The sequence below is a fragment of the Knoellia altitudinis genome (genome assembly GCF_042666355.1).
In the GTDB taxonomy this organism is placed as follows: domain Bacteria; phylum Actinomycetota; class Actinomycetes; order Actinomycetales; family Dermatophilaceae; genus Knoellia; species Knoellia altitudinis.
The window spans coordinates 2,343,494-2,366,406 of sequence record NZ_JBHTDK010000001.1; the positions used below are offsets into that span (position 1 = coordinate 2,343,494).

The window sequence follows — 22,913 nt, forward strand, 5'->3', positions numbered from 1 at the left end:
ACCTCAGGGGTGTCGCGCCCGTCGCCGGCCGTTCAGGTGAACATGCGCATGTTCTGGGCCTCGGTGTCGGCGTACTGCGCCCCTGCGGCTGCCAGCACGTTGCCGATGGAGTCGAGCGAGGTCTGCACCTGACGTTGGGTGCCCTGCCACTGTGTGACGACACCGTGGAACTGGGTGGCTGCGCCGCCCTTCCACGCGTCCTGAAGAGCTGTCAACCGGGCCAGCATCTGTGCGACCTGGCCCTCGATCTCGCTGGAGATGCGGGCGATGTCACCGGAGGCGGCCTGGATGCGCTCGGTGTCGACCTGGAACTGGGCTGCCATGGTCTGCTCCCCTTCGTCGGGGTCACACCCGGTGGTGTGACCACTGGCCCCTGACGTTAGGGAAGTCCGCGCAACCCGCCGTGGAGTTGTCCACAGGCTCGGGTGCGACACACGGCATACGATCTGCGAATGCTGCTCATCGACCCGCCAGCGTGGCCCGCCCACGGACGGTTGTGGTCGCACCTGGTGAGCACCGACTCGTATGCCGAGCTGCACGACTTCGCGGACCGTGTCGGCATCTCCCGCCGCGCCTTCGAGGGCGACCACTACGACATCCCGCAGGAGCTCTACGCCGACGTCGTCGCAGCGGGGGCCGTGCCGCTGGAGGGCCGTGAGCTGCTGAAACGCCTGCGGGACAGCGGACTTCGCATCTCGAAGCGCAGGCACGAGCGCGTGGTGCGGAGCACGCCCGACGCTCCGTGGCTGCCCCCGGGCAGCCGCGCCGACGTCATCGCGTCGCGCCAGGACAACCCGCCCCCCAACACGGTCGTCGTGCGAGCGGCGGTCCGGGACGCGCGTGGCCTGCTCGTCGTCGAGCGCGCGGACGGGCACGGGCCGGACCTGCCCGCCCGGACGGTCGGCGAGGGCGAGACCGCCGTGCTGGCCCTGGCCTCACTGTGCGCAGACCTCGGCCTGTCGGCCGACTCCGCCCGCCTGCTGGGATACGTCCGCAACGTCGTGAGCACCCCCGACCCGACCTATCCGTGGCCGACGCCGCAGGCGTGCTTCACCGTGCACGCCGTGCCCGCCGACGGCGCGACGCCGACCGCGGGGTCGTGGTGCCCGCCCGCGCGTCAGGAGCGGGAGCTGGGGGACCGGCACTGGTGGCCACTGCTGAACCCCCGGGCGCAGGATCAGGTCCACTCGCACCCCTGAGGGCCCCGGGGACGACCTCAGGGAACAGCCGGGGATCCACCCCATGGTCGGGGGCCCTCGGCGCTCCTAGGTTGGCAGTGACAGGGTGATCGGCGAACCGCGCGGATCCGGATGTCGCTGTCACAAGGGGAGATTCGCGTGTTCGAGGCCATCAACACCCTCATCGAGCAGAACGCCGCCGCCGTGTGGGTGCTGCCGACTCTCTTCCTCCTCGCGACGTTCGACGCCGTCCTCCCTCCGGTGCCGAGCGAGTCGGTGATCATCACTCTCGCGGCCTTCGGGGTGGCCACGGGTTCACCCCACCTCCTCGCGCTCGGAGTCGTGGCAGCCCTGGGAGCCTTCCTCGGTGACAACCTCACCTTCCTGCTGGCGAGGCGGTCAGGACTCCGGCGCCTTCGCGACAGCCCGCGGCCCAAGCTGCGCCGCGCCTTCCTCAGGGGCGAGCGGGAGCTGGACCGCCGCGGTGGCCTGGCGATCGTCGTGGCGAGATACATCCCGGTCGGTCGGGTGGCGGTCAACGTCACCGCGGGTGCCGGCACCTTCGGGCACCGACGGTTCGTCCTGCTGTCCGGGCTCGCGGCGCTGAGCTGGGCGACCTACTCGGTCGCCATCGGCGCCCTGGCGGGGCACTGGGTCCACGAAAACCCGCTGCTCGGTGCGGTCGGCGGGATCGCACTGGCGGGCGTGCTGGGACTCGTCGTCGACCGGCTGCTCGACCGGTCACCACGCACGGCGCAGGGCTGAGACGTCAGCTGGTGGCGAGGCGGCTGATCTCCCGAGCGAGGTTGCGCCGGGCCGCCGGCTCCCACCGCTGCCGGGCGTGGTCGGTGCGATAGACAGACTCGCGCTCGAGGAAGGGCGCAAGGATCGCCGTGCGTCCTACGGCGTAGGGGCGGTCGGGGACGGTCGCATACTCCCGGCGGACGTCGGCGCAGTAGTCGTCGAACCGGTCACCGGGTGCGCTGAGGATCCACAGGTCTGCGTCGTGGAAGGCGGCCTGTGGACCACGCGTCTCCCGCACGTCGTGCGCCTGCGAAGCCTCGACCAGGGCGACGACCATCTCCGTGGTGTCCTGGCCGATCCCGTTGCGTGACAGCCCTTCTCGCGTCAGCAGCGCGCTCCGACGCTCGTTGTCGGCAGCGTCGTCGACCGAGTAGACGGCATCATGGAACCACGCAGCGAACACGACGCCGGCCCAGTCGGTGTCGGTGTCGATGGCGGCGCCACGCAGGTCGGCGAGGGCCGCGACGACCTCGTCGAGATGACGCAGGTCGTGGTAGCCGCGATGAGCCTCCGACCACCGCCGGACCAGGTCGGTGCGAACGGAGACGAGGCCGTGCGCGTCACCCCTGACGGCCCGCACGGCCTCGTCCCACATCTCGTCCCGCAGCATGCGGGAAGTCTCTCAGGTGGTGGCCGCCGGCGGTCGGGTCCGGTCCAGGGCCTTCGCGTATGCCGTCCCGCTGGCCAGGAGCAGCAGTCCGGTGACGATGAAGGCCAGCACGCGCCACAGCCCGTCGAGGGTCGCGAGGTCGAAGAGGAACAGCTTCGCGACGCTGACAGCCGCGAGGCCGAGCCCCAGCCGCAGCGAGAGCGCGCGGCGCGACTCCGCCTGCAGGCCGTGCAGCAGCAACCACGCGGAGGCGAGCATCCACAGGACCGTGGCCAGCGCGTGCCCGGCGAGGAAGCCCGCCGACGTCGCGGAGAGCGCATCGCCGACGAGCAGCCCGACCGAGATCACGGCGACGGCCGACGTGGCGAGACCGGCGATGAGCGCCGCGATGCGAGTGACTCGGCGGACGTGGGCCGGGATCCCACGGACGACGTCGACGCTCCACGCACCGAGGGCCGCGACCCCACCTGCGAGCAGGCTGTCGAAAAGGGCCGACGTCGCGTCGTGGTCCCTGGCCTGGCCCAGCTCGACGTAGGCCGTGGGGTGCGTCAGGTAGGCGACGGACGCGACGACCGCAGTTCCGGCGGCGACCCAGAGCGTGACGCGAGATCGGGTCGTGACGGCGGCGGCGGCATACCCGAGCGCGGTCAGCAGGATGCCGGTCACGACCCAACGCTCCGGAGCGCCGCTCATGACCGCCAGCAGCGCCGACACACCGGAGATCGCTCCGACCGTGGTGGCCAGGGGTGTGGGCACCGGGCCGATGGGGGAGCGTGACGTCACCGCCAGGGTCACCGCGAAAGCGACTGCGACGAGCGCGAATCCGGTCGTGCGCAACGTCTCGCCGTGCACTCCGAACGCGACGAGCAGCGAGATGGTGGCTGCAGCCAGGGTGGCGCTGCCCACCACGTCACCGCGATGGTGGCGACCGGCAGAGACCGCACCGACGAGCGCGAGACCCGTCAGCGCGGCAGCGGCGGCGATCGCGAGCGTGGACGGCGTGCCGTCTCCCTCCGTCACCGCGATCCCCAGGAGGACCAGCCCGGTGGCCGGGATGGTGCGAGCCACGGCCAGCATCGGCCAGCCGCGGTCGCCCCGCGCCAGCAGTGCAGCGGCCGACAGGACGACGGTGAAGAGGGACACCTCGTCACCGAGCTCCCCGGTGACGACGGGCGCGAGGAGCGTGGCGCCGAGCACCGTGAGCACGGCGAGGAGCTGGCTGCTCCAGCGGCGAGCGAGGAGCAGACCGGTGACGGCCACGGCGGCAGCGATGGTGAGGCCCGCGACACGGGGGACCCAGCCATAGACGGTCGTGACGGCGATGACGTCGAGGTAGCCCGCGGCATACCCCGTGGCGGCGAGGGCGACCGGAGCGGCGCTGGAGCGTCCGCGAGAGCTCTCACGGCCACGGACGACGTGACCCCCGCCGACGAGCGCGACGGCGAGGGCGACTCCGAGGGCCACCCGCAGCTCGGGCACGAACCAGCCCTGTTGCATGGCCAGCGCGAGCAGCATGGCGATGCCGACCAGCGTCACGACGGCGCCGGCCACCGCCAGCACCCGGGTGACCGCGCCTTCCCGCTGCCACCACGACGGCATCGGAGCCATGGTCCGCACAGGCTCGGTCCGGCCGGGAGGGGCCGACGACGGCGCGCCCGGCACGGTGGCGGGCGGGGACACGGCCGGTGAAACCGGCGTGACCGGCGTGACCGGCGTGACCGGCAGGGACAGGGCGTTCGGCGCCGACGGCGCCGTCTCCACCACGTCGCTCATCTCGAGCGAGGCGCGCATCCGGGCGAGCCCGTTGCCCACGGCATACATCCGGTTCATCGCGTCGGCGAACTCACCCTCGAGGCGCCGCACATCCTGCAGCTGGTTGCTCATGGTCACAGGGTGGAACGACGAGTACCCCGACTCCATGAGTCGGGGTACTCACCGGATCACTCAGATGTTGGTGTGCCAGCTGAGTGGTCGGTCGCCATGTCCCTCCCTGAAAGGACCTGGCTGGCAGATCAGCTCGCTGGGGCCGCGGCGAGCGTCGCGGAGACCTCTTGGCTCTTGTCGTCGCGCAGCACGGTGAGCTTGACCGTGTCCCCGACGGCGTACTCGCGGATGTGGGCGACGAGCGCCTCGGCGGACTCGACCCGCTCGTCGTTGACGGCGATGACGACGTCGCCCGGCTTCAGTCCAGCCTTCTCGGCCGGGGTGCCGGCCGAGACGGTGCGCAGCTCGGCTCCGGCTCGGGTGGCCTTGCCGTCGGATGCGGTGCCGTCGACGGGCGCGACGCCCAGGTAGGCGTGCTCGGCCGTGCCGTCCTCGATGAGCTGCTCGGCGATCCGGGCCGCCTCCTTGACGGGGATGGCGAAGCCGATGCCGATGTTGCCGCCCGTCCCGGACGAGGAGCCGAGGGAGGCGATCGAGGAGTTGATGCCCACCAGCTGCCCGTTGGCGTTGACGAGGGCGCCGCCGCTGTTGCCCGGGTTGATCGCGGCAGAGGTCTGGATGGCGTTGGTGACCACCGGCTCGCTGCTCGACTGCTGCTGCGGCTGCTGGTTGCCGAAGGGGTTCTGCTCCTGTGGCTGCTGCTCGGCGGCGCTGGTCGTCACGGGGCGGTTGAGCGCGCTGACGATGCCCGTCGTCACCGTGCCCGCGAGACCGAGCGGGTTGCCGACGGCCATGACCGGGTCACCGACCTTGAGCGCATCCGAGTCTCCGAGCGAGATGGGCCGAAGGTCGTCGGGTGCGGCTTCGATCGTCACCACGGCGAGGTCGGTCGAGGGGTCGGTCCCCTGGATCTTGCCCTCGAAGGCCCGACCGTCCGAGAGGGTGACGGTCAGCTCCTGGGCTCCGGCGACGACGTGGTTGTTGGTTAGCACGTGGCCGGAGTCGTCGATGACGACGCCTGACCCTTCGCCGCTGTCGGTCTTGATGGCGACGACGCTGGGGGAGACGGCGGCCGCCGTGGCCGTCCAGTTCGGTGACTGGGGGTCGGTCTGCGACACCGGCGCGGTCGATGCGCCGCGACCCAGGCTGGTGGAGGACGACGCAGTCGGGGGATTCTGCGCGTCCTGCGACCCCAGCTGGGTCGCGGCGTACGTGCCGCCCGATGCGAGGGCGGCAGTGAGCGCAGCCACCGTGAAGAGCTCCCCCACCCGGCGCCGCTGGCGCGGCTGGGGGCCGGGGTTCTGCGGGGCTGCCCCGGAGGCCGGTGGCGGGGGGAACACCGGACCCGAGGGCTCGTGGGCGCCGTACCAGGTGGTGGGCGCAGGGTGGCCCGGCTGCGAGAAGGGGGAGTCAGAGGCGACGTGCTGCGGGAGCGACTGGGTCACCGCTCCGTCCGGGTGAGCCGGGGTGTCGCGGGTGGAGTCGTCCGACGGTCCGGTCGTTCCTGGTTCGTTGCTGCTCATCTGATGTCTCCTTCGTGGGGCTGGCACAACACACTCAAGTCCTTCGACCTCAAGGAGCGCTGGGCCGGGACTGTGAGGGGCCTGTGGGTATGCGCACGACGAACGTCGCACCGCCTCCGGGGGTCTCCTGCACACCGACGCGTCCGTGGTGTGCAGCCACGATGGCGGCGACGATGGCGAGCCCGAGACCGTTGCCGCCACCTGCGTTGCGGCCGCGCGAGGGGTCGGCGCGATAGAAGCGCTCGAACACGCGATGGGCTGTGTCAGAAGGGATTCCGTCGCCGTGGTCGCGTACCTCGATGACACCTTCCGCACCGTCGAGACCGACTGCGAGCTCGATCGGCGTTCCCTGCGGTGTGTGCCGCACGGCGTTGGCGACGAGGTTCGTCACGACCTGTCGCAACCGTGACTCGGACCCCCACACCACGGTGGCGTCGACCGGCCCGCCCAGACCCGTGAGAGTGATCCGGCGCCCGCCGGCGCGCACGCGGGCATCGGCCGTGGCGTCGGCCGCTAGGACGGTGAGGTCGACCTCGCCCATCGACGCCGTGGGCTCCTCGTCAAGGCGCGCGAGGGTGAGGAGGTCCTCGACGAGACCGCTCATGCGTCCCGACTCGGACTCGATGCGCTCCATCGCGGCGCGGGTCTCCTCGGCGCTCGAGATGGCGCCCTGGCGGTGCAGCTCGGCGTAGCCGCGAACCGTCGCGAGCGGGGTGCGCAGCTCGTGGCTGGCGTCCGCGACGAACTGCCGCATCCGGTCCTCCGAGGCCTCGCGCACGGCGAAGGACGTCTCGACCTGGGCGAGCATGGCGTTGAGGCTGCGGGACAGCGACGTGACCTCGTCCTCGGCGGCGCGCACGGGGATGCGCTTGGTCAGGTCGCCGCCGGCGATGGCGGCGGCGGTGTCCTCGATCTGGGCGAGCGGACGGAAGGCCCGCCGGACGGCATACCAGCCGAGCAGTGCCGACCCGGCAAGGACGAGAGCGCTGAGCGCACCGGTCGTGACGAGCAGCCGCGTCACCGTCTGCTTGACCGAGCGGAGCGGGACACCCACGGCGAAGGTCGCCTCGTTGCCCGTGGTCCGGCCTGCGACGAAGCGCCAGGTGAGCTCGCCGTCGAGCGACCTCACGGTGAAGGGTTGCCCCTGGGTCACGCGGGGGTCGTCGAGGGCGAGCCGGGGAACGTCGGGGTGGAGCTTCTCTCCCGTGGGATAGATCATCATGGCCTGGGCGTTCACGGGGAAGAGGACGAAGGCATAGCCCGTGGGAGTCGACTCCTCGTCACCCCGCCTCAGGTCGGCGAACGCCTGGGTGGCCACCGGCACCCGGACGTTTCGCAGCTCGTCGTCGACCCGCCCCATGAGGTCGCGTTGCATGAGGTAGGCCGTGGCGAGGTTCGAGAACAGCAGTGCTGCCGCGAGGACCACGAGGACGATGGCGACGAGTCGCACTCGCAGCGGCATCTCCTCGAGGCGCCGCACGACCGCCTGCGGGCCGGGGGTCTTGCCCATCAGCCCTGCGGAGGCAGGCGGAGCACGTAGCCGACACCGCGTTTGGTGTGGATGAGCGGAGGCTGCCCATCGGTGTCGATCTTGCGGCGCAGGTAGGAGATGTAGGACTCGACGATGCCGCTCTCGCCGCGGAAGTCGTACTCCCACACGTGATCGAGGATCTGCGCCTTGGAGAGCACGCGGTTGGGGTTGAGCATGAGGTAGCGCAGGAGTTTGAACTCCGTGGGGCTCGTCTCGATGACGCGGCCGGCGCGGCGCACCTCGTGGCTGTCCTCGTCGAGCTCGAGGTCCTCGAACCGCAGGGCCGAGCTGTCGTCGACGTCGCCACGGGTGCGCCGCAGGACGGCACGGATGCGGGCCACGACCTCCTCGAGGCTGAACGGCTTGGTGACGTAGTCGTCGCCGCCGACGGTGAGGCCGGTGATCTTGTCGTCGACCGAGTCGCGCGCGGTGACGAAGACGATGGGCAGGCGGCGCCCGGACTCGCGCAGCTTGCGGGTGACCGCGAACCCGTCCATGTCGGGCAGCATGACGTCGAGGACGCAGAGGTCCGGGTGGTGCTGGTCGGCCAGCTTGACGGCCTCGCCCCCCGTGGCGGCCGTGACGACCTCAAAGCCCGCGAAGCGCAGCGAGGTCGCGAGGAGCTCACGGATGTTGGGCTCGTCCTCGACGACGAGCAGCGTGGCCTCAGGGTTCGCGTTGGGTGCACTCACGTTCTTAGTGTCCGCCCCGAGTCTGGGAGTTGTCTGGATGTATGCCGTGAGCTCACCGCGCACTATGCGCCGGGCTGCTCCTTCGTCAGGTGGAGCAACCAGTCCCGGCCGGTGTCGATCAGGGCGTACCGTCGCGCGCCGGACTGCCCGTGGAGCACGAAGACGAACCGGCGGGGAGTGCGGTCGACGAGCTCCCACCAGCCGCTGTCGGCGATGTCCTTGTCAGCGTCGGTGTAGGTCGCGTGCTGGAGGTCGTGGTCGGAAACCGCGACGGCGAGCCGGTCGTGTCCGCTGTCGTCGGGAAGGCCACGGGGGACCGCCCACGACCGAAGGACGCCCTCCTCCTCGAGCCGCAGGTCGAAGTGGGGGCGTGGCTTGCGGTGCTCATGGAGCACGAACGCCGGGCGCTCGCGGCGGTTCGCTGCGTCGGACACGGACCGAACCGTCTCAGGGTTGGCTCAGCGGGACTGGAGGGCGTCCAGCGCGACCGACATGGCTGCGCCGACGCGCCAGTCGATGGGCTGCTGGCCGTCGACCACGGGGAGCTCGACCTCGTAGACGTCGCGCAGCGCCGGCTTCTTCATGCTGCTCATGACGACCTGGCCGTCGGGCAGCGTGAAGTCGAAGTGGAACAGGAACGGCACGGGGATGTCGCCGATGACGGGGATGAGGGTCCACACCCGGCGCAGGATCGCGATGCCCTGGTTGCGTTCCTGGCCCAGCGCGACCCGGTTGTCGGCCGTCGTGAGGTGCCACGTCGACCGGAGCAGCGACTTGCCGAAGTCCTTGCGGAACTGCCCGATCGGAGCCCCCGACGCATCGGTGATGTCATAGGTCGCGCCGAGGTCCATGCGAGTGCGCGCCTTGAACCCGAACACCGGCTGGCTCTTGCCCGCGTCGGCGAAGAACGTCACCTGCTCCTTGAAGGCCATCCGCTTCTGCTCGGCAAAGGCCCAGAGGCCGACCTCGGAGCCGTCCGGACCGACACCGTGGATCTCGTAGCGGTTGACCATCATCGTGAGCTTCTGCCGCATGCGGAAGCGGGTGGGCTGGGCGGTCGGGTTCCCCTGGGGCTGCTGCGTCATGGCGCCACTCTCACACACGCTGCGCTGCGGCGTATGCCGTCCGCCCACCTTTCAGGGTCCCCTGGGGTCCGCTCCGGGTCACCCCTGGGGAGCCCGGCGACCGCCCGACCATCGGCTCGGCTGGCTCAGGCCCATCTCGTGTTCACGCGGAGAACCGCGAGGCATCGGCTGAGGGTCCGCCGGACGGCGAGGTGCACACGCTGCAGTGGGGCCGACCCAGGACTCATGCGCTGGCAGCTTCCGCGCGGTTGGCGCGAGAGGCGTTCAACGTGACGATCCGCGCTCGCACGCGGACGCCGCGGGCCAGCCTCTGCGCGGCTGGCACCAGCCGGGCAGAAGTGAATCCAGGGCAGGTGAGGTCGTTCCTGTCTCGACCCCCTCTCGCGCCTTCGGGCCCCACCTCTTCGTCGCACATCACCCTGGTCGAGATGACCAGTTTTCGGTGAGGCGACCACTCATCGATGGTCACCTCACCAAGAAGTGGTCATCTCGGGGTCGGGATCAGTCGAGGTCGTCGGCGTCGACGATGCGGTAGGCGTAGCCCTGCTCGGCGAGGAAGCGCTGCCGGTGGGCGGCGAAGTCCGCGTCGACGGTGTCGCGGGCCACGACGGTGTAGAAGTGGGCCGTCCGGCCATCGCCCTTGGGCCGCAGCACCCGGCCGAGGCGCTGGGCCTCCTCCTGGCGCGAGCCGAAGGTCCCCGACACCTGGATGGCCACGCTCGCCTCGGGCAGGTCGATCGAGAAGTTCGCGACCTTCGAGACGACGAGCAGGCTGATCTCGCCCTCGCGGAACGCGCTGTAGAGCCGCTGGCGCTCCGTCACCGTGGTCGCGCCCGTGATGACCTCGGCGCCGAGCCGGGTGGACAGCTCGTCGAGCTGGTCGAGGTACTGGCCGATGACCAGCGTCGGCTCGCCCCGGTGCCTGGCCACGAGCTTCTCGACGACGGGGAGCTTGGCGTCCGAGCAGGAGGCGAGACGGTAGCGCTCGTCGGGCTCCGCGACGGCATACGCCATGCGTTGTCCGTCGGGCAGCGAGACCCGGACCTCGACACAGTCGGCCGGCGCGATGTAGCCCTGTGCCTCGATGTCCTTCCACGGTGCGTCGAAGCGCTTGGGGCCGATGAGCGAGAAGACGTCGGACTCGAGCCCGTCCTCGCGCACGAGCGTTGCCGTGAGCCCCAGTCGGCGTCGAGCCTGGAGGTCGGCGGTCATCCGGAAGATCGGGGCCGGCAGCAGGTGCACCTCGTCATAGACGACGAGTCCCCAGTCGCGGGCATCGAGCAGGTCGAGGTGGGTGTAGACGCCCTTGCGACGCGTCGTGAGCACCTGGTAGGTCGCGATGGTGACGGGCCGGATCTCCTTGCGGGCGCCGGAGTACTCGCCGATCTCGTCCTCGGTGAGGCTGGTCCGGCGGATCAGCTCGTCCTTCCACTGCCGTGCCGAGACCGTGTTGGTGACGAGGATGAGGGTGGTCGCGGAGGCCTTGGCCATGGCGCCGGCGCCGACGAGCGTCTTGCCGGCACCGCAGGGGAGGACGATGACACCCGAGCCGCCGTCCCAGAAGCCGTCGACCGCCTGCTCCTGGTAGGGACGCATCGACCAGCCGTCGCTCTGGTCGAGGGTGATCTCGTGGGCCTCGCCGTCGACGTAGCCGGCTTCGTCCTCGGCCGGCCACCCGACCTTGAGCAGCTCCTGCTTGAGGTGGCCGCGCTCGCTCGGGTGCACGACGACCGTGTCCTCGTCGATGCGGTCGCCGATGAGCGGCTTGATCCGCTTGTGCCGTAATACTTCGGTGAGCACCGCGCGGTCGGTCGTGCGCAGGACGAGACGGCCGTCCTCCTTGGTGAGCGTCAGGCGCCCGTAGCGCGCCATCGTGTCAGCGACGTCGACGAGCAACGCGTGGGGCACGGGGTATCGGCTGTGCGTCACGAGGGCATCGATGACCTGCTCGGCGTCGTGCCCGGCGGCCCGCGCGTTCCACAACCCGAGCGGAGTGATGCGATAGGTGTGGATGTGCTCCGGGGCGCGCTCGAGCTCGGCGAACGGTGCGATGGCACGCCGGGCGTCGGCCGACCCGGGGTGGTCGACCTCGAGCAGGAGGGTCTTGTCGCTCTGAACGATCAGTGCGCCGTCAGTCACGCGACCTCAGTAGGAGTAGTCGGAGTCGGAGCTGTAGCCGCCGTCGTCGAAGCCGCCAGCCACCCCCACCGCGATGAACGCGATCAGGCCGATGACGGCGAGCCCTGCGCCGATCGCGAACGCGATCCAACCCCACTTGGAGAGGCGGCGTGAGGCTTCCGGGTCGGTCGACTGCTTGCTCAACGCCATGATGCCGAGGATCAGCGGGGCAATGCCCGGGAGGCAGCACGAGACCGTGACGATGCCGGAGATGATCGTGAGGACGAGCGCGCTCGTGTTCTGGGGCGGCGGGGCGCCGTACCCCGGCGGCGGAGTCTGCCACTGACCAGGAGCCTGGTATGCCGGGTAGCCGGCTTGCTGTCCCTGCGCACCACTGGCTGCATACGGGTCGTAGGCGGGCTGGGGTACCGCGTAGGGGTCCTGCGGAGCCGGAGGCGGCGTCGCGGCATACGGGTTCGTCGGCTGCGCGCTCGAGCCGGCATACGGGTAGCTCTCGCCACGCGGTGCCTGGTAGGGCGCGTCATAGCCGGGCGACGGGGGACCCGGTTGCGCGGGCGGGAACGGGGAGCCCTGCGGGATCTGCTCGGTCGGTGAGGACTGCGGCGGCTCCGGACTCGGGGCCGCCTCGTCGGCCTGATCGGAGGATGACGCTGACGACGGCGCCGTCCAGTCAGGGCTGGCCGTCGGATCCGTGAACTCCCCCGGGCGCGGGTCCTTGTCGTTCTCACTCATGGCGACAAGGTATCCCGCCCGGGGGTGCCTGCGTGGCGTCGTCCCTGCTTCTGGCCCCGCATGGGCGTGGGCTTGGCGCGTGTCAGGATCAGGTATGAGCATGCGCGCACCGCAGGTCGAGGCCGACCCGACGCTTCCACCCCAGATCACCATCTACGAGGTGGGAGCGCGAGACGGGTTGCAGAACGAGAAGACCGTCGTGCCCGCCGAGGTCAAGGCCGAGTTCATCCGACGCCTTGCCGCCGCGGGGCTGGCGACCATCGAGACGACGTCCTTCGTCAACCCCCAGTGGGTGCCGCAGCTCGCCGATGCCAGCGAGGTGCTCGACCTCCTCGGCGATGAGGGGCGCGGCCCCCGGCGACCGGTGCTCGTGCCCAACGAGCGCGGTCTGGACCGGGCCCTCGACGCAGGTGTCGGCGCGATCGCGATCTTCGGTAGCGCGACCGAGACCTTTGCCCGCAAGAACCTCAACCGGACGGTCGACGAGTCGATCGAGATGTTCCGGCCCGTCGTCGAGCGCGCCCGCGACGCCGGCCTCTGGGTCCGTGCCTATGTGTCGATGTGCTTCGGCGACCCCTGGGAGGGCCCGGTCCCGGTGCAGCAGGTGGTCGACGTGTGCGAGAGGCTCATGGACCTCGGCTGCGACCAGCTGTCGCTCGGCGACACCATCGGGGTCGCCACATCGGGTCATGTCGCCCGGCTGCTGGATGCCCTGGAGCAGAGGCACATCGGGGTCGACCGCATCGGCGTGCACTTCCACGACACCTACGGCCAGGCGCTGAGCAACACCCTCGTCGCCCTGCGCCACGGAGTGACCGTCGTCGACTCGAGCGCGGGCGGCCTCGGCGGCTGCCCCTACGCCGAGAGCGCGACCGGCAACCTCGCCACCGAGGACCTCGTCTGGGCCATGCAGGGCGCGGGCGTCCGCACCGGAGTCGACCTCGAGTCGCTCCTCGCGACCAGCGCCTGGATGGCCCACCAGCTCGGCCGTCCCTCGCCCTCCGCCGTCGTCCGCGCCCTCACCCCTGCCACCGACTGACGAGACGCGACCCACAGGGCCCCGACATAGTGCCGATTCGCCGCCGGCTGGGCCTGGCGGGAGCCGGAGCGCGCTCAGCGCGCGACGGCGGATGGGACAGCGGCGAATCGGCACTATGGCGGGGACCGGCAGAGGAGCGGCGACTCCGTGGTCCGCAGGGGGAGTCAGTCGGTGACGACGCCGGTGATGCGGTGGATCGAGAGAGTGCGCCCCACGCCCTCGTTCACTCCGGAAACGCGGCCGCCGTCGATCCGCTCGGGATAGAACAGCAGCCGCTGGGTGCGACCGATGCCGTCGGAGTAGCCCAACCACACCGCCCGTCCGTCGGCGATGGCCTCGCGGAGCACGGCCATCGACGTCGTCGGGTCGTTCGCGGGAATGGCCGGTCCGCCGCGGCTCTCGGCGCTCACGGAGGCGCGGGTGTGCGCCTCTGCCTCGGCGGCGCGCAGCCCGGCGACGAGCGAGCCGAGCTGGGCGCGATCCATCGCCTGGACCAGGGCGGGATCGACGCCGCGCTGGCGCACGGCTCGACGGACCGGCCTCGTCGGGACCGTCACCGTGCCGGACGGTGACTCGGACACGGGTGCGAAGCCCTCCTCGCGCAGCATCTCGAGCACGACCTCCGGGGCCACCGGTGAGGTGAGCACCGTCGGCGCGATGCGTCGCAGCTGGAGGGCGGCGAGGCGGCGGTTGGCGAGCATGACGTCGAGCCCTCCCTCGTCCTCGCTCCGGATGACGGCACTGACGCCGCGCACCCGGATCGTGCCGTGACGGCGGGCGACGTCGCGCACGAGGTACTCCAGGGGCTGCGGCACGGGCGTACTGCTGGCATCGCGCAGCCCGGCGAGGATGTCCTCGCCCGTCCAACCGGTGTCGAGGCAGCGGCGGACCGAGTCCTCGCTGAAGCGGTGCACCGTGGCCCCACCCCGTGACTCGACGTCGGCGACGAGCCGGAGGAAGGCGGCGAGGGAACCCGTGACGGGCCCGGGGGCGATCGCGGTGAGGTCGGCCTGCAGGAGCACGGCGTCGACCGGCGCAGGCAGGTGCGGATGGATCGACTCGGCAACCTTCTGGAGGTCTCCGTCGCTGGCGAGCAGGGCGCGTCCGCCCACGCTCAGGGCTCCCTTGCCGGTGACACCGAGCCAGGCGGCCTCCCGCAGGACTGCGTCGACGACGGCGTCGAGGGTGCGGGGCACCCGGCGCGGTCGTCGCCACCGCACGGCACCGGCCACGTCGGCGGCACTCGGGGCGATGCCCACGTCGGCGTCGCCCAGGAGGTCGAGCACTCCTCGTCGCAGGGTGCGGATGGGGGGCCACTGCCCGTCGGCCCCGAGCGCGTTGATGACCGCCGAGGAGTCGGTGCGGCTGCCGACGCGATGCGGGGCCCGCGTCGTCGTGAGCCAGGCCAGAGCCAGTCGGGCCCAGCGCTCGCCGCCGGGTTCGGTCTGCCAGATGTCGTACTCCGCGGTCGGCACCCAGTGTGGGTCGACCTCACCGTCATCGGCGACGAGGTCGGCGATGAGGGCCAGCTCGACGAGGTATGCCGTGTGCTCCGGTGACGTGTCCAGCTGGCTGGCGGCGGCCTTGAGGTCGCGCACGGCCAGGCCGCCGGTGCGCAGGACCCGCGGCGGCGTCTGCGACCACGAGTCGAGGAGCTCGTCGAGCAGGGCGAGCACCTGGCTGGCGGCGGCACCGGCAGCCGCGTCGACCTCCTCGACCTGCCGAGCCGGTCCGGTGACCAGCGGGGGTTCGAGCTGGGCGTCTCGGTGCACCCGCCCGTCGCGAAGGACCATGGACACCTCGCGGGGGAGCGCGATCTGGTCGGACGCGACGGCGCGGACCAGGCCGTGGGCGAGGAGCCAACGAGGACCGTCGTCGGCGGGACCCTCACGACCTGGACCGTCGGCGGCCGGGACGATCCCCACCGACGGGCCCCAGGTGAGGCGGTCGAGGATGGCTCGTGCCCGCGGAGGGGCGAGGGCGATCTCGGAGCGGAGCGTCGCCTCGTCCGGTGCCGCCGGGCCGGGGAGGTCATCGGCCGCGAGACCGAGCCCGGCGATGCTCTCGCCGAGCACGTCGGCGACGGTGCGGGTCACCACCAGGCCGTGCGGGGCCCGCCAGACCAGCGCGAGAGCCCAGAGGTCGGCGAGCAGGGACTCGGCCCGCTGCACGTCGGCGCCGCCGAGGAGCCGGGCGAGGACGTCCGCGGTCACGGCGTCGGGGCCCACGACGGCGGCCTCGAGGGCGTGAATGTGCGCTGCGTCCAGGCCGTCGACGGCGCGCACGGTGCTGGCCCGCGTCGAGCTGCGTGACGCCAGCGCGGTGAGGTCGCTGGGAGCGGGACGTGCGAGGTCGGGTCGGGCCGCGAGCAGGGCGGCGAGCTCCTCGTCGGATCGTCCCCTGATGTCATCGGCAAGGGAACGGATCGGAGCGGGGGACACGGGCAGCACTGCACCACCTTACGCGTAGATTCGGGGCCATGAAGTCCCCCCAGACCTCACCCAGCGGCGCGCAGTGGCACCTGTCGGCAGGGTCCGACGAGCTCACCGTCGTCGAGGTCGGCGGGGGTCTGCGGACCTGGTCGCGCGACGGCATGGACGTCCTCGCGGGTTACGGGGTGGATCGTCAGTGCACGAGCGGTCGTGGTCAGCAGCTCATCCCGTGGCCGAACAGGATCCGTGACGGCCGCTATGCCTACGCCGGGGTCCAGCACCAGCTCCCGCTCACGGAGGTCGATCTGGGCAACGCGAGTCATGGCCTCGTCCGATGGGCGCCCTGGCGCCTCGTCGAGCGCACCGACGCCTCGATCACGGTGGGTCACCGACTCTTCCCGCAGCCGGGGTGGGACTGGCACCTCGAGACCACGACGACGTATGCCGTGGCGCAGGACGGTCTGACCGTCACCACCCGCGTGACGAACGTGGGGGAGCTGCCCGCGCCGTTCGGGTACGGCGCCCACCCCTATGTCGCCATCGGGGATGCGCCCGTGGGCGAGGTCGAGGTCGAGGTGCCGGCCGCCTCCTACGTCGAGGTGGACGACCGCCTCCTGCCGATCCGGACGATCCCGGTGCAGGGTCAGGCCTCGGACTTCCGGGAGCGCAAGGCGCTGGGCACGCACCGTCTCGACACGGCGTACACCGATCTCGACGTCGTCGACGGACGCTGGACCGTCACGATCGCCCCGCCCGGGCGACCGGTCGTCGAGGTGTGGGCCGATGCGGCGTCGCTGCCGTGGGCCCAGGTCTTCTCGGGCAAGGCCGAGGCCGACCAGCCGGGTGCGCACGGAATCGCGGTGGAGCCGATGACGTGCCCGGCCGACGCCTTCAACTCCGGCGACTCACTGCTCGAGCTCGCCCCTGGTGAGACGTGGACGGGCACCTGGGGGATCAGCCCTGGGTGACGCCGTTCTCCAGGGGGGTGAGTCGACGCTCGAGGGCGAAGATGGCACCAGCCATGAGGGCGAGACCAGCGATCATGGTGGTGATGAAGATGCCCGAGAGGTCGTGCTCGAGCAGCAGTCCGGACACGATCGGTCCGAGGATGGCGCCACCCTGGAAGGCGCCGGCGTTGACGGCGTTGGCCCGGCCACGGAGGTGGTCGTCGGCCATGTCGTTGGTGATGGCCGGGATGGCGATTTGCATGAAGATCTCGCCGAACCCGAAGACCCCCATGAACACCACGACCGCGACCGTTGCCACCAGAGCCCCCGGGCCGAGGCCGGCCAGCGACAGGATGATCCAGGACGCGATCCAGAAGCCGACCATGACGAGGAGGACGCGGCTGCGGCGGCGGCCGGTGACGAGCTTCAGCACGGTGAACTGCATCGCCACGATGATCAAGGTGTTGACGGCGAACGCGAGCCCGATGACCTGGGTCGACACCTCGCCCACCTGGCGTGAGAACGCGGGAAAGCCGGACTCGATCTGGCCGTAGCCGATGAACGTGCACAGGAAGGTGATGAAGGTCAGCCAGAGGACCGCCGGGCGCCGCAGGATGTCGAGGTAGCCGACGGTCGCGGTGCCCTCGGGGCGCTCGGCCCGACCGTGGACGTGACGCAGCGGGCCGAGCAGGAGGCCGATGGGCACGAGCATGCTCAGGGCGTCGGCGAGGAAGATGAGCGTGAAGGTGCGGGGGTCGTCGACGTCGACGAACAGGCCCCCCACGACCCCGCCGAGGCCGATGCCGAGGTTGACGAGGGCGAAGTTGACCCCGAAGTACTGCTGCCGCAGCGGCCCGGACACCACGGAGGCGATCAGCGCGTTGAAGGCCGGCCACGAGACGCCGAAGTTGAACCCGAGCAGCACGAAGCCGACGACGAACATCGGCACGTTGGTCGCGAAGGCCAGGACCACGCAGCCGACGAGCTGGGCGGTCGTGCCGGCGAGGAGCATGCGCCGGGCGCCGATGCGGTCGGTGAGCGACCCACCGGGCCCGGTGACGACGAGTGCCACGATGGCGATGAGGGCGAGCAGGGTGCCGGCAGTGCCCAGGCCGATGCCGCGGACCTCGTTGATGTAGATGACGGTGAACGGCAGGGTGAGGCCGCGACCGAGCGTCTGGACGGCGACGGTGGAGAGCAACCAGCGGCCCGGGGTCGGCAGGTCGGCCCAGAACTGTCGCAGGCTCACCTTGGGGCGGTCGGTCGCGGTACTCACCGGAGAACTCTCGCAGGGTCCACCGACACCACCCAACCGACTTTCGCCCGCACCGGTGACGGGTGCGCGAAAGGTGTGCGCGCGGCATACCTGGTCCGAGATAGCCTGTGCGGGACAGCCCGGAGGTGCGTTGCCCGCACTCCGGACCACCCGCAGCAATCACAGAGGTGCTCCGTGCCCACTGGCAAGGTGAAGTTCTACGACTCCGAGAAGGGCTTCGGATTCGTGTCCACCGACGACCCCGCCGAGGGCGGCGACGTCTTCGTGCCCTCGAGCGCGCTCCCCGAGGGAGTGACGTCGCTCAAGAACGGTGCTCGCATCGAGTTCGGGATCGTCGAGGGCCGACGTGGCGCCCAGGCGCTGTCCGTGCGACTGCTCGAGCCGGCCGCGAGCGTCACGGCCAACCGCAAGGTGCGCGACCGCAAGCCCGCCGAGGACATGGTCGTCATCGTCGAGGACGTCATCACCCTCCTCGACTCGGTGCAGGAGTCGCTGCGCCGCGGCCACTACCCCGACAAGGGTCACGGCTCGAAGGTCGCCCAGGTGCTGCGCGCCGTCGCCGACGACCTCGAGATCTGATGCCGGCGCTCAAGCCTGACGTCACCCTGCGCGGAGCGGTCGACCTCGCACGCGAGGCCGCCGAGTCGATCGCCGAGTCCGGCACGGTCGGTGAGCACCTCGGCATGGAGATGGTGCAGGACCGCCTGGCGACGCACTACTTCGCGTGCACCGCTGGGGCCTACCCCGGCTGGCGCTGGGCGATCACCGTCGCGCGCGTGCCGCGCTCCAAGATCGTCACGGTCTCTGAGACCAACCTCGTCCCCGGTGACGGCGCGCTGTTGTCACCGGAGTGGCTTCCGTATGCCGACCGGCTGGCTCCCGGAGACGTCGGACCCGGCGATGTCACCCCCAAGATCGACGACGACCCGTTGCTCGTGGCCGGGTTCGAGGCCACGGGCGACGAGGACGTCGACCAGATGGCGCTGTGGGAGCTCGGTCTCGGGCGCCCGCGCGTGCTGTCGGCCGAGGGTCGCGAGGCTGCCGCCCAGCGGTGGTACGAGGGCGACCACGGGCCCAACGCGCCGGTCGCGCAGAAGGCTCCGGCACCCTGCTCGTCCTGTGGCTTCTTCGTGCCGATGGCAGGGGCGTTGCGGGATTTTTTCGGCGTGTGCGCCAGCGCCTGGTCACCCTCCGACGGTCGCGTCGTGAGCCTTGACCACGGGTGTGGTGCACACTCCGAGGCAGACATGCAGGGCCCCGAGCCCGAGGTGATCGCGCCGATCGTGCTCGACGACAACGAGCTCGAGCGGGTCTGACCCGCCCATGAGCGGCGCCGAGGGTTCGAGCGGGCGGGGGGCGGACGGCATACCGGGGTCCGGGGCTCCCGACACCGTCAGCGGGCGTGAGGTCGAGGCGCTCCAGGCCCTGCACGTCCCGACCCAGCGGATCATCGTCATCGGGCTGGCGCTGTGGTTGGTGGCGCTCGCGGCGACGCTCCTCGTCCCTGCCCTGCACGAGGGCGACCGGTCCTGGTGGCCGTGGGCCTGCGTTGCAGGTCTGGTGCTCGGTTCGCTGGGCCTGCTCTATGTCCGTCGCGGTCGCGGCAACGCCCACGACGCCGGCTAGGCAGTGGTGGTCGTTCAGACGCCGAGGGCGGTCTGGATCGGGTCGATGGCGAAGTAGAAGACGAAGAGTCCGGCGACGAGCCACATGAGGGGGTGGATGGCCGACACCTTGCCGCGCACGACCTTGATGAGGACGTAGGCGACGAAGCCGGCGCCGATGCCTGCCGTGATCGAGTACGTGAACGGCATGAGCACGATGGTGAGGAACGCCGGGATGGCGATCTCGACGTCGTCCCAGTCGATGTCCTTGACCTGCTGCATCATCAGGAAGCCGACGAGGACGAGTGCGGGGACGGCGGCCTCCGACGGGACGACCTCGATGAGCGGCGCGAAGACCATCGACGCGAGGAAGAGCAGGCCGGTCACGACGGATGCCAGGCCGGTGCGGGCGCCCTCGCCGACACCCGAGGCCGACTCGATGTAGCTCGTGTTCGACGAGACCCCCGCGGCACCACCGGCGGCGGCGGCGATGGAGTCGACGGCGAGGATGCGGTCGGTGTTCGGCGGCAGACCGTCCTCGTCGAGCAGGTCGGCCTCGTGACCGATGGCGGTCATCGTGCCCATGGTGTCGAAGAAGTCGGCGAGCATGAGCGTGAAGATGAGCAGCGCGGCCGCGACGACGCCGACGGACTGGAACGAGCCGAGCAGCGAGAACTGTCCGACCGTCGCAAGGTCGGGGGAGTCGACGATCTTCTCGGGCAGCTTGGGGACGATGAGCCCCCACCCGGTGGGGTTGACGTTGTCGCCGGCGACCATGGGGCCGATCTTGGCGATGGCCTCGATGATGATCGCGAGCACGGTCGCGGCGACGATGGCGATGAGGATGGCGCCGCGAACCTTGCGCACCCACAGCACGATGACGGTGATGAGGCCCACGACGAAGACGAGGGTCGGCCAGCCGCCGAGGAAGCCGTCGACACCGAGCTGCACGGGCACGGGGCCGGTGCCCGTGCGGCGCACGAAGCCGGCGTCGACGAAGCCGATGAGTGCGATGAACAGGCCGATGCCGACCGAGATCGCCACCTTGAGCTGCCTGGGCACGGCGTGGAAGACCGCCTGCCGGAAGCCCGTGAGCACGAGCACGAGGATGATGAGGCCCTCGAGGACGACGAGGCCCATGGCATCGGCCCAGGTCATCTGTGACGCGACGGCGAAGGCGACGAAGGCGTTGAGCCCGAGCCCGGTGGCCAGCGCGAGGGGGAAGTTCGCGACCACCCCCATGAGGATCGTGAGGAGTCCGGCGACGAGGGCGGTGCCGGCGGCGATGGCCGGCAGGTTGGAGCCGTCGCCGGGGCCGCCACCGAGGAAGTCCCCGTTGACGTCGGGTGCGAAGCCGAGGATGAGCGGGTTGAGCACGACGATGTAGGCCATCGTGAAGAACGTGACGACCCCGCCCCGCACCTCCCGGCCGATCGTCGATCCACGCTCGGAGATCTTGAAGTAGCGGTCGAACGCGCTGGACCCGGTGTGGCGCGGGTCGCCTGTGGTGGTGGCAGTCGGCATGCGCGAACCCTAGCGACTGGAGGGCCGGGCGGCATACAAAAGCCGCGCAGCGCGCGAGGACGTTCAGGAGCTGAGATCCGAAATACTTAGCACAGGTAATGAGTTAGGCTAAGTACATGAGTGAACAGCCGCCTCCGTATGCCGCCCTGCGGCCTGCCGCGGTGTCCTCCCTCGCCGGTGAGCTCCGGTTGGCCTGCATGCGGATCTCGCGCCGAGTGCGCTACGAGAGCACGGATATCATTGCGCCACACCAGTTCTCGGCGATGTGTCGCCTCGAGGACGCCCCAGGTACGCCTGGAGAGCTGGCCGAGATCGAGCGCGTGAGCGCGCCCAGCATGACCCGCACGATCAACCGCCTCGTCGAGCTGGGCTATGTCGAGCGAGCCCCCGGCCCCAAGGACAAGCGGCAGATCATTCTCACCCTCACGCCCGAGGCCCGGCGGGTCCTCAAGGAGATCCGCCGCAAGCGGGACGCGTGGATGTCGGTTCGTGTGTCCCACCTCGACCCCGAGGAGCAGGCGGTCCTGCAGCGGGCCACCGCGATCCTCACCCGGGTGGCCGCCGAATGAGCCCCACCTTCACCTCGTTCACCGAACGCAACTACCGGATCTACTACGCCGGCTCCTTCGTCTCCAACATCGGCACGTGGATGGGGCGGGTCGCCCAGGACTGGCTCGTCCTCACCGAGCTGACGGACCACTCGAGCCAGGCGCTCGGCATCGTGACCGGCCTCCAGTTCCTGCCCTTCCTCCTCCTCGCCCCCTGGGCCGGGGCGATCGCCGACCGCTACCCCAAGCGGCAGATCCTCCTCGTCACGCAGGCGCTGCTCCTCGTCACCAGCCTCGTGCTCGCCGCCCTCGTCCTGGCGGACGTCGCGACCCTCTGGCAGGTCTATGCGATCGCCCTGACCCAGGGCGTCATCACCGCGGTCGACAACCCCGCCCGCCAGTCGTTCGTCTCCGAGATGGTGCCGCGAGACAAGCTGGCCAACGCGGTCGCGCTCAACAGCGCCTCCTTCAACGGCGGTCGGCTCATCGGTCCCGGCGTCGCCGGCCTGATGATCGCCACCGTCGGCACGGGGTGGACCCTCCTCGTCAACGTGCTGACGTTCGTCTTCGTCCTCGTCGCCCTGTCGCTGCTGCGGGTGAGCGAGCTCATGACCACCCCCCTCACCCGCGGCAAGGGAGCGATCCGGGACGGGATCCGCTACGTCCGCAACCGCCCGGACCTCAAGGTGGTCATGCTGCTCGTCTTCGTGCTGGGCACCTTCGGGATGAACTTCCAGGTGACGACGGCGCTCATGGCGACCCAGGAGTTCCACAAGGGACCCACCGAGTACGGCATCCTCGGCTCCATCATGGCGGTCGGCTCGCTCACCGCCGCGCTGCTCAGTGCTCGTCGGGGCGAACCCCGGCTGCGGGTCCTGCTCCTGGCTCTCGCCGGGTTCGTCGTGTCGACGGTGGCGGCAGCGCTGGCCCCGACCTACGAGCTGTTCGCCCTCGCGCTCGTCCCCGTCGGGCTGTCCGCCCTGACCGCGCTCACCACCGCCAACGCCATGGTGCAGCTGCGCACCGACCCGCTCGTGCGTGGTCGGGTCATGGCGCTCTACATGGCGATCTTCATGGGCGGCACACCGATCGGAGCGCCCATCATCGGCTGGATCGGCGAGGTCTGGGGTCCCCGCTGGACCATCGCCATCGGGCCGATCGCCATGGGCAGCACGCTGGTCGTCGTCCTGTGGTGGCTGGCGCGCAGGGAGAATGTCCGGGTGAGCTATGAGTCGCAGCGGTCCCCGCGCATCACCATCGAGACCGTCCCGACCGTGCGGGACACCGTCACCGAGCCCGCTCCCGAGGCGGCTCGATGACCCCCGGCTTCCGGCGACGGATGACCCTCGGCGTCCTCGCGATCGT

General features: G+C 70.7%; 22 protein-coding genes. 9 read left to right on the forward strand and 13 right to left on the reverse strand.

Going from position 1 to position 22,913, the window contains the following annotated elements; translation table 11 throughout:
• Window positions 1–32 precede the first annotated feature (32 nt).
• Window positions 33–323 carry a WXG100 family type VII secretion target gene (locus ACFQW8_RS11160; RefSeq protein ID WP_380087343.1) on the reverse strand — a complete coding sequence of 97 codons (291 nt, stop codon included), beginning with the start codon at window positions 321–323 and terminating at the stop codon, window positions 33–35.
• A gap of 129 nt (window positions 324–452) precedes the next feature.
• On the opposite strand from ACFQW8_RS11160, the gene ACFQW8_RS11165 reads away from it, so the two are divergent.
• Window positions 453–1,199, forward strand: coding sequence for a DUF4031 domain-containing protein (locus tag ACFQW8_RS11165; protein WP_380087344.1), 747 nt, complete (start codon window positions 453–455; stop codon window positions 1,197–1,199).
• Between the two features lie 138 nt (window positions 1,200–1,337).
• On the forward strand, window positions 1,338–1,943 hold the full coding sequence (locus tag ACFQW8_RS11170; RefSeq protein WP_380087346.1) for a DedA family protein: 606 nt from the start codon (window positions 1,338–1,340) through the stop codon (window positions 1,941–1,943).
• Between the two features lie 4 nt (window positions 1,944–1,947).
• Here the strand turns inward: ACFQW8_RS11170 and ACFQW8_RS11175 are convergent, their stop codons facing one another.
• The 9 genes from ACFQW8_RS11175 to ACFQW8_RS11215 all read right to left on the reverse strand — a co-directional run bounded on the left by ACFQW8_RS11175 (window position 1,948) and on the right by ACFQW8_RS11215 (window position 12,178).
• Window positions 1,948–2,592: an HD domain-containing protein gene (locus ACFQW8_RS11175; RefSeq protein WP_380087347.1), complete on the reverse strand. Its 645-nt coding sequence runs from the start codon at window positions 2,590–2,592 to the stop codon at window positions 1,948–1,950.
• Window positions 2,593–2,604: 12 nt separating this feature from the next.
• Complete coding sequence (locus ACFQW8_RS11180; RefSeq protein WP_380087349.1) at window positions 2,605–4,476, reverse strand: DUF2339 domain-containing protein; 1,872 nt, start codon at window positions 4,474–4,476, stop codon at window positions 2,605–2,607.
• A gap of 128 nt (window positions 4,477–4,604) precedes the next feature.
• Window positions 4,605–5,999: a S1C family serine protease gene (locus ACFQW8_RS11185; protein ID WP_380087351.1), complete on the reverse strand. Its 1,395-nt coding sequence runs from the start codon at window positions 5,997–5,999 to the stop codon at window positions 4,605–4,607.
• Between the two features lie 49 nt (window positions 6,000–6,048).
• A complete protein-coding gene (locus ACFQW8_RS11190) occupies window positions 6,049–7,509 on the reverse strand; it encodes a sensor histidine kinase (protein ID WP_380087353.1) in 1,461 nt (486 codons plus the stop codon).
• Window positions 7,509–8,222 (reverse strand): response regulator transcription factor, encoded by a 714-nt coding sequence (locus ACFQW8_RS11195; RefSeq protein WP_380087355.1) that lies wholly within the window; start codon window positions 8,220–8,222, stop codon window positions 7,509–7,511. Before ACFQW8_RS11195 ends, ACFQW8_RS11190 begins: the two co-directional genes overlap by 1 nt.
• 62 nt (window positions 8,223–8,284) lie before the next feature.
• Entirely contained in the window at window positions 8,285–8,656 is a 372-nt protein-coding gene (locus ACFQW8_RS11200; protein WP_380087357.1) for a DNA polymerase ligase N-terminal domain-containing protein, read from the reverse strand.
• 24 nt (window positions 8,657–8,680) lie between these two features.
• Window positions 8,681–9,307 (reverse strand): hypothetical protein, encoded by a 627-nt coding sequence (locus ACFQW8_RS11205; protein WP_380087359.1) that lies wholly within the window; start codon window positions 9,305–9,307, stop codon window positions 8,681–8,683.
• Between the two features lie 501 nt (window positions 9,308–9,808).
• Window positions 9,809–11,446: a DNA repair helicase XPB gene (locus ACFQW8_RS11210; protein ID WP_380087361.1), complete on the reverse strand. Its 1,638-nt coding sequence runs from the start codon at window positions 11,444–11,446 to the stop codon at window positions 9,809–9,811.
• A gap of 6 nt (window positions 11,447–11,452) precedes the next feature.
• The gene (locus ACFQW8_RS11215) at window positions 11,453–12,178 is read right to left on the reverse strand and encodes a hypothetical protein (RefSeq protein WP_380087363.1); all 726 of its coding nucleotides are present in this window, start codon (window positions 12,176–12,178) and stop codon (window positions 11,453–11,455) included.
• 100 nt (window positions 12,179–12,278) lie between these two features.
• Here ACFQW8_RS11215 and ACFQW8_RS11220 point away from each other — a divergent pair, with 100 nt between their 5' ends.
• Window positions 12,279–13,217, forward strand: coding sequence for a hydroxymethylglutaryl-CoA lyase (locus ACFQW8_RS11220; RefSeq protein ID WP_380088661.1), 939 nt, complete (start codon window positions 12,279–12,281; stop codon window positions 13,215–13,217).
• A gap of 164 nt (window positions 13,218–13,381) precedes the next feature.
• Here the strand turns inward: ACFQW8_RS11220 and ACFQW8_RS11225 are convergent, their stop codons facing one another.
• Entirely contained in the window at window positions 13,382–15,667 is a 2,286-nt protein-coding gene (locus tag ACFQW8_RS11225; RefSeq protein WP_380087364.1) for a helicase-associated domain-containing protein, read from the reverse strand.
• 29 nt (window positions 15,668–15,696) lie between these two features.
• On the opposite strand from ACFQW8_RS11225, the gene ACFQW8_RS11230 reads away from it, so the two are divergent.
• The gene (locus tag ACFQW8_RS11230) at window positions 15,697–16,617 is read left to right on the forward strand and encodes an aldose 1-epimerase family protein (protein ID WP_380087366.1); all 921 of its coding nucleotides are present in this window, start codon (window positions 15,697–15,699) and stop codon (window positions 16,615–16,617) included.
• On the opposite strand, the gene ACFQW8_RS11235 is transcribed toward ACFQW8_RS11230, so the two are convergent.
• The gene (locus ACFQW8_RS11235) at window positions 16,604–17,872 is read right to left on the reverse strand and encodes an MFS transporter (protein WP_380087368.1); all 1,269 of its coding nucleotides are present in this window, start codon (window positions 17,870–17,872) and stop codon (window positions 16,604–16,606) included. The genes ACFQW8_RS11230 and ACFQW8_RS11235 overlap by 14 nt on opposite strands.
• 174 nt (window positions 17,873–18,046) lie before the next feature.
• Between ACFQW8_RS11235 and ACFQW8_RS11240 the strand changes: the two genes are divergently transcribed.
• From ACFQW8_RS11240 to ACFQW8_RS11250, 3 genes are read left to right on the forward strand one after another with little or no spacing between them, the layout of a single operon-like run.
• Window positions 18,047–18,451, forward strand: coding sequence for a cold-shock protein (locus tag ACFQW8_RS11240; RefSeq protein WP_380087370.1), 405 nt, complete (start codon window positions 18,047–18,049; stop codon window positions 18,449–18,451).
• Window positions 18,451–19,188, forward strand: a complete 738-nt coding sequence (locus ACFQW8_RS11245; protein WP_380087372.1) for a DUF3027 domain-containing protein — start codon at window positions 18,451–18,453, stop codon at window positions 19,186–19,188. Before ACFQW8_RS11240 ends, ACFQW8_RS11245 begins: the two co-directional genes overlap by 1 nt.
• A gap of 7 nt (window positions 19,189–19,195) precedes the next feature.
• Complete coding sequence (locus ACFQW8_RS11250) at window positions 19,196–19,498, forward strand: DUF2530 domain-containing protein (RefSeq protein WP_380087373.1); 303 nt, start codon at window positions 19,196–19,198, stop codon at window positions 19,496–19,498.
• Window positions 19,499–19,512: 14 nt separating this feature from the next.
• Here the strand turns inward: ACFQW8_RS11250 and ACFQW8_RS11255 are convergent, their stop codons facing one another.
• On the reverse strand, window positions 19,513–21,000 hold the full coding sequence (locus ACFQW8_RS11255; protein ID WP_380087374.1) for an NCS2 family permease: 1,488 nt from the start codon (window positions 20,998–21,000) through the stop codon (window positions 19,513–19,515).
• A gap of 116 nt (window positions 21,001–21,116) precedes the next feature.
• Between ACFQW8_RS11255 and ACFQW8_RS11260 the strand changes: the two genes are divergently transcribed.
• Together ACFQW8_RS11260 and ACFQW8_RS11265 are read left to right on the forward strand one after the other, a co-directional pair.
• Complete coding sequence (locus tag ACFQW8_RS11260) at window positions 21,117–21,569, forward strand: MarR family winged helix-turn-helix transcriptional regulator (RefSeq protein WP_380087375.1); 453 nt, start codon at window positions 21,117–21,119, stop codon at window positions 21,567–21,569.
• On the forward strand, window positions 21,566–22,867 hold the full coding sequence (locus ACFQW8_RS11265) for an MFS transporter (RefSeq protein WP_380087377.1): 1,302 nt from the start codon (window positions 21,566–21,568) through the stop codon (window positions 22,865–22,867). Before ACFQW8_RS11260 ends, ACFQW8_RS11265 begins: the two co-directional genes overlap by 4 nt.
• Window positions 22,868–22,913: the final 46 nt, after the last annotated feature.

Bases quoted from the DNA above. Each gene is read 5' to 3' on its own strand.
- ACFQW8_RS11250 (WP_380087373.1), top strand. From the start codon at position 19,196: ATGAGCGGCGCCGAGGGTTCGAGCGGGCGGGGGGCGGACGGCATACCG.
- ACFQW8_RS11265 (WP_380087377.1), top strand. From the start codon at position 21,566: ATGAGCCCCACCTTCACCTCGTTCACCGAACGCAACTACCGGATCTAC.
- ACFQW8_RS11260 (WP_380087375.1), top strand. From the start codon at position 21,117: ATGAGTGAACAGCCGCCTCCGTATGCCGCCCTGCGGCCTGCCGCGGTG.
- ACFQW8_RS11230 (WP_380087366.1), top strand. From the start codon at position 15,697: ATGAAGTCCCCCCAGACCTCACCCAGCGGCGCGCAGTGGCACCTGTCG.
- ACFQW8_RS11255 (WP_380087374.1), bottom strand. From the start codon at position 21,000: ATGCCGACTGCCACCACCACAGGCGACCCGCGCCACACCGGGTCCAGC.
- ACFQW8_RS11245 (WP_380087372.1), top strand. From the start codon at position 18,451: ATGCCGGCGCTCAAGCCTGACGTCACCCTGCGCGGAGCGGTCGACCTC.
- ACFQW8_RS11175 (WP_380087347.1), bottom strand. From the start codon at position 2,592: ATGCTGCGGGACGAGATGTGGGACGAGGCCGTGCGGGCCGTCAGGGGT.
- ACFQW8_RS11165 (WP_380087344.1), top strand. From the start codon at position 453: ATGCTGCTCATCGACCCGCCAGCGTGGCCCGCCCACGGACGGTTGTGG.
- ACFQW8_RS11205 (WP_380087359.1), bottom strand. From the start codon at position 9,307: ATGACGCAGCAGCCCCAGGGGAACCCGACCGCCCAGCCCACCCGCTTC.
- ACFQW8_RS11180 (WP_380087349.1), bottom strand. From the start codon at position 4,476: ATGAGCAACCAGCTGCAGGATGTGCGGCGCCTCGAGGGTGAGTTCGCC.
- ACFQW8_RS11160 (WP_380087343.1), bottom strand. From the start codon at position 323: ATGGCAGCCCAGTTCCAGGTCGACACCGAGCGCATCCAGGCCGCCTCC.
- ACFQW8_RS11185 (WP_380087351.1), bottom strand. From the start codon at position 5,999: ATGAGCAGCAACGAACCAGGAACGACCGGACCGTCGGACGACTCCACC.
- ACFQW8_RS11220 (WP_380088661.1), top strand. From the start codon at position 12,279: ATGCGCGCACCGCAGGTCGAGGCCGACCCGACGCTTCCACCCCAGATC.
- ACFQW8_RS11190 (WP_380087353.1), bottom strand. From the start codon at position 7,509: ATGGGCAAGACCCCCGGCCCGCAGGCGGTCGTGCGGCGCCTCGAGGAG.
- ACFQW8_RS11215 (WP_380087363.1), bottom strand. From the start codon at position 12,178: ATGAGTGAGAACGACAAGGACCCGCGCCCGGGGGAGTTCACGGATCCG.